This window comes from Pseudomonas brassicae, from assembly GCF_010671725.1.
Lineage (GTDB): Bacteria > Pseudomonadota > Gammaproteobacteria > Pseudomonadales > Pseudomonadaceae > Aquipseudomonas > Aquipseudomonas brassicae.
The window spans coordinates 1-4,701 of the sequence record NZ_JAAHBU010000024.1; the positions used below are offsets into that span (position 1 = coordinate 1).

Sequence of the window (4,701 nt, forward strand, 5' to 3'; positions counted from 1 at the left end):
CTTGCCAGCGAAGGGGGCGGCACAGCCAGCCCAATAAAAAAGCCGACCCTGAGGTCGGCTTTTTGCTGTCCAGGGTAATCGCTACCCTGCCCTGCGCAACAACCACACCCCGGCCAGCGCACAGATCGCCGCCGGTATCACCACGGCCAGCAGCGGCGGGAAGCCGAACACCTGGCTCGACGGGCCCAGCAGGTCCTGGGCAATGCGGAACACGAAGCCCACCAGCACACCGGTGAACACCCGCTGCCCCAGCGTCACCGAACGCAGCGGACCAAAGATGAACGACACCGCCATCAACACCAGCGCCGCAGTGACCAACGGCTGCAGCACCTTGGTCCAGAACGCCAGCCAGTAACGTGCGTTGTTCAGGCCCTGGTCGGACAGGTAGTGGATGTAGTCCCACAGCCCGGTGATCGACAGCGACTCCGGCGCCAGCACCACGGTGCTCAGCAGTTGCGGGGTCAAGGCCACGTCCCAACGTTCTTCGGCGTTCTTGATGACCTCGGTGTGATCGCCACGAAAATGCGTGGTGGTCACGTTCTTGAGCTCCCAGTGGTCGTCCTTGTACTGCGCACGACGCGCAAAGCTGGAGGTCAGCATGTGCCGCTCGTTATCGAAGCGATAGCGCGTCACACCCAGCAACAGGCCATTGGGCTGCACGGTGTTGATGTGCACGAACTCGTCGCCCTGGCGATGCCACAGGCCGCGCTTGGAGCTCTGCGCCTCGCCACCACCCTGGGCCAGCGAGCGGTCGGCCTGGGCCTTGTTCTCGGTCAGCGGCGCAAGGTACTCGCCCATCAGTACACCGGCCAGCATCAGCACCAGCATCGGTTTCATCACCGCCCACACGATGCGCCCGATGGATACCCCGGCCGCACGCATGATGGTCAGTTCGCTGTTGCTGGCCAGGCTGCCCAGGCCGATCAGGCAACCAATCAGCGCGGCCATCGGCAGCATGTCGTAGAGCCGGCGCGGTGCGGTCAGCACCACGAAGCTGGCCGCTTCGGTCAGCGTGTAGGTGTCGCTGATATCGCTCATCTCGTCGATGAAGGCAAACAGCGAGGCCAGGCCGAGGATGATCCCCAGCACGGCAAGGATGGCCATGAATACACTCATGCCGATGTAGCGATCGAGCTTAGCCACGGGCCACCTCCGCACGACGGCTGGCGCGTTTGAGGCGCAGCGGCTCCCAGTACATCAAGCCCAGGCCGATCAGCAGGAACAGCCCGTGCACCGGCCACAGGCCCAGGCCGATCGGCAACTTGCCTTTCTCCAGGGCGCCGCGGGCGGCAATCAGAATCGTCAGGTAAGCCATATACAGAAGGATCGCCGGCAGCAGCTTGAGGAAACGGCCCTGGCGCGGGTTGACCCGCGACAGCGGCACCGCCATCAGGGTCACGATGAACACCAGCAGCGGCAGCGACACGCGCCACTGCAGCTCGGCGCGTTCGCGCAGCGCATTGCTGCCCAGCAGTTCGGCGGTCGGGATGGCTTCACGCTCGGTGACTTCATCGCTGACTTCAGGCTTGGGCAGCAGCACGCCATAGGTGTCGTATTTGATGGCGCGGTAATCGGCCTGGCCAGGGTTGCCGTCGTAGCGGTAGCCGTTCTCCAGGATCAGGTAACGGTTGCCGTCGGCCTGCACTTCCTGGCGCCCCTTTTCGGCGACCAGCACGGAAATACCGCGGTCCTTGCTCTTGTCCTGGGACAGGCGCTTCTCGGAGATGAACACACCCGCCAGGTGTGCACGGTCATCCGACAATTGCTCGGTGTAGGTCACCCGCGAGCCGTCGCGCAGGTTCTGGAAGCGGCCCGGCACCAGGGTGTCGAACTCGGTCAGCGCATCCTGCTGGTTGATGATCTGCGCCACCTGGGTCACGCCCTGGGGCGCCAGGCTCAGGCTCAACCAGGCCACCAGCACGGCAATCAGCGTGGCCGGAGCCATGGTCATGCCCAGCAGGCGCTGCTGGCTCATGCCGGTGGCCGAAAGCACGGTCATCTCGCTTTCGAGGTACAACCGCCCATAGGCCAGCAGGATGCCGAGGAACAGCCCCAGCGGCAGGATCAGCTGCAGGAAGCCCGGCAGGCGATAGCCCATGATCAGGAACAGTACGCCCGGATCGAGCATGCCCTGCGCCGCCTGGGCCAGGTATTTGATGAAGCGCCCGCTCATGATGATGACCAGCAGCACGGCGCTGACGGCACTCAAGGTCACCAGGACCTCGCGGGACAGATAACGGAAGACGATCAAACCAGACACTCCTGGGTTGTCAGGCTCGGACAGCCGAACAAGGAAAACATTGCAACCACGATAGTTGCCGGTTGGCCAAAGGCGAAGGCGAACCCGGACAAAAGTGCGCGCATTATCCTGTGAATGACCGTGCCTGTCACTTGGCGCCGTGCAATGCTTCATCTCGGGGTTGTCAGCGCGCCCGCCGCAGGCTCAAACTGGGCGCTTTATAACTGGCGCACAACGGTGGCGCCGGGCCGCTTATTTAGCGCGTGCACAGACAACGCGCACTGACAGTTCATTCGGGGACCCTGACATGGAATTGGTTGTAAAAAGCGTAGCCGCAGCATCCTTGAAAACCGCCACCCTGGTACTCAGCGTGGGTGAAGGCCGCACCCTGGGCGCGACCGCCAAGGCTGTCGACGAGGCCAGCAACGGCGCCCTGAGCAGTGTACTCAAGCGCGGCGACCTGGCCGGCAAGGTCGGCCAGACCCTGCTGCTGCAAGGCCTGCCGGGGGTGAAGGCCGAGCGCGTACTGCTGGTTGGCGTGGGCAAGGATGCGCTGGGCGACCGCAGCTGGCGCAAAGTGGTCGCCAGCGTGCTCAACGTGCTCAAGGGCCTGGCCGGCAGCGACGCGACCCTGGCCCTGGGCGACGTCGCCGTGAACGGCCGCGATGCCCATTACGGCAAGGTCCGCCTGCTCGCGGAGAGCCTGCTCGATGGTCAATATGTGTTTGATCATTACAAGAGCAAGAAAGCCGAACCGATTGCCCTGAAGAAAATCACCCTGCTGGCCGACAAGGCCGGCCTGGCCGACGTCGAGCGCGCCGTCAAGCACGCCACCGCGATCGCCAACGGCATGGGCTTTACCCGTGACCTGGGCAACCTGCCGCCGAACATCTGCCACCCGAGCTACCTGGCCGAGCAGGCCAAGGCGCTGGGCAAGGAGTTCAAGGGCCTGAAAGTCGAGGTGCACGACGAGAAGAAGATCAAGGACCTGGGCATGGGCGCGTTCTACGCCGTGGGCCAGGGCAGCGACCAGCCGCCACGCCTGATCGTGCTGAACTACCAGGGCGCAGCCAAGAAGAGCGAGAAACCGTTCGTGCTGGTGGGCAAGGGCATCACCTTCGACACCGGCGGCATCAGCCTCAAGCCTGGCGCCGGCATGGATGAAATGAAGTACGACATGGGCGGCGCGGCCAGCGTGTTCGGCACCCTGCGCGCCGTGCTCGAACTGCAACTGCCGATCAACCTGGTATGCGTGCTGGCCTGTGCCGAGAACATGCCCAGCGGTGGCGCCAGCCGCCCTGGTGACATTGTCACCACCATGAGCGGGCAGACCGTCGAGATCCTCAACACCGACGCCGAAGGCCGCCTGGTGCTGTGCGACGCACTGACCTACGTCGAACGCTTCAAGCCACAGGCAGTGATCGACATCGCCACCCTGACCGGCGCCTGCATCGTCGCCCTGGGCAGCCATACCTCGGGCCTGATGGGCAACGACGACGAGCTGATCGGGCAACTGCTGGACGCCGGCAAGCGCGCCGACGACCGCGCCTGGCAACTGCCGCTGTTCGATGAGTACCAGGAGCAGCTCGACAGCCCGTTTGCCGACATCGCCAACATCGGCGGGCCAAAAGCCGGCAGCATCACCGCCGGTTGCTTCCTGTCGCGCTTTGCCAAGGCCTACCACTGGGCTCACCTGGACATCGCCGGCACGGCCTGGACCAGCGGCGGCAAGGACAAGGGCGCCACTGGTCGCCCGGTACCGCTGCTGACCCAGTACCTGCTCGACCGCGCCAACGCCTGAGGCACCTGCGCAGCTACGCTGCACAGCGTAGCTGGCGGGCCTGACCCCCATGAGCAAAGTCGACTTCTATATTCTGCCCAGCCCCGCGCCTGCCGCGCGGCTGGACTTCGCCTGCAAACTCTGCGAGAAGGCCTGGCGCCTGGGGCACCGGGTGTACCTGCACTGCAGCGACGCGGCCCAGCGCGACGAGCTGGACGCGCGGCTGTGGGCCTTCAAGGGCGAGGCGTTCGTGCCGCACAGCGCGGCCGAAGACGACCCTGAAACAGCGGTCGCGCTGGGCCTGGGCGATGACCCGGGCAGCCACCACGACCTGCTGGTCAACCTCGACCTGAAGGTGCCTGCATTTGCCGGGCGCTTTGCCCGTATCGCCGAGATCGTGGTCGAGGAACCGGCGATTCGCGCCGCCGCGCGGGACAGTTTCCGTTTCTACCGCGAACAGGGCTATGCTCTGCAAGACCACCGTTTACAGCGACTCTGATGATGGACAAACCTGCCCCCATGCCAAAATCCGCGCATTTGCTGGACGATCTGGAATCAATTCGCCAGTTGCTGGGTGACGACTCCCTCGAGCCGCCGTTGCTCACCGATACCGTCGATGAGCAGATTCCGCTGCTGCTGGAACCGGCCGAACCTGCACCTGAGCCTGCACCAGCGGCCGCAC

The 4,701-nt window shown here is 64.6% G+C and carries 4 protein-coding genes and 1 pseudogene; 3 read left to right on the plus strand and 2 right to left on the minus strand.

Going from position 1 to position 4,701, the window contains the following annotated elements; translation table 11 throughout:
* Positions 1-81 precede the first annotated feature (81 nt).
* Positions 82-1,143, minus strand: coding sequence for an LPS export ABC transporter permease LptG (gene lptG, locus G3436_RS02315; RefSeq protein WP_163940850.1), 1,062 nt, complete (start codon positions 1,141-1,143; stop codon positions 82-84).
* Positions 1,136-2,251: an LPS export ABC transporter permease LptF gene (lptF, locus tag G3436_RS02320; protein WP_163940852.1), complete on the minus strand. Its 1,116-nt coding sequence runs from the start codon at positions 2,249-2,251 to the stop codon at positions 1,136-1,138. The genes lptG and lptF overlap by 8 nt, the downstream gene beginning before the upstream one ends.
* 295 nt (positions 2,252-2,546) lie before the next feature.
* On the opposite strand from lptF, the gene G3436_RS02325 reads away from it, so the two are divergent.
* From G3436_RS02325 to G3436_RS02335, 3 genes and pseudogenes are all read left to right on the plus strand, one after another.
* Positions 2,547-4,040 (plus strand): leucyl aminopeptidase, encoded by a 1,494-nt coding sequence (locus G3436_RS02325; RefSeq protein ID WP_163940855.1) that lies wholly within the window; start codon positions 2,547-2,549, stop codon positions 4,038-4,040.
* Positions 4,041-4,089: 49 nt separating this feature from the next.
* Positions 4,090-4,518 (plus strand): DNA polymerase III subunit chi, encoded by a 429-nt coding sequence (locus G3436_RS02330; protein ID WP_163940857.1) that lies wholly within the window; start codon positions 4,090-4,092, stop codon positions 4,516-4,518.
* Positions 4,519-4,520: 2 nt separating this feature from the next.
* A pseudogene (locus tag G3436_RS02335) lies at positions 4,521-4,701 on the plus strand (DNA polymerase III subunit chi); the annotation flags it as partial.

What these genes read in the sequence shown, in the direction of transcription:
- G3436_RS02330 (WP_163940857.1), top strand. Translation starts at nt 4,090, where the DNA reads ATGAGCAAAGTCGACTTCTATATTCTGCCCAGCCCCGCGCCTGCCGCG.
- G3436_RS02325 (WP_163940855.1), top strand. Translation starts at nt 2,547, where the DNA reads ATGGAATTGGTTGTAAAAAGCGTAGCCGCAGCATCCTTGAAAACCGCC.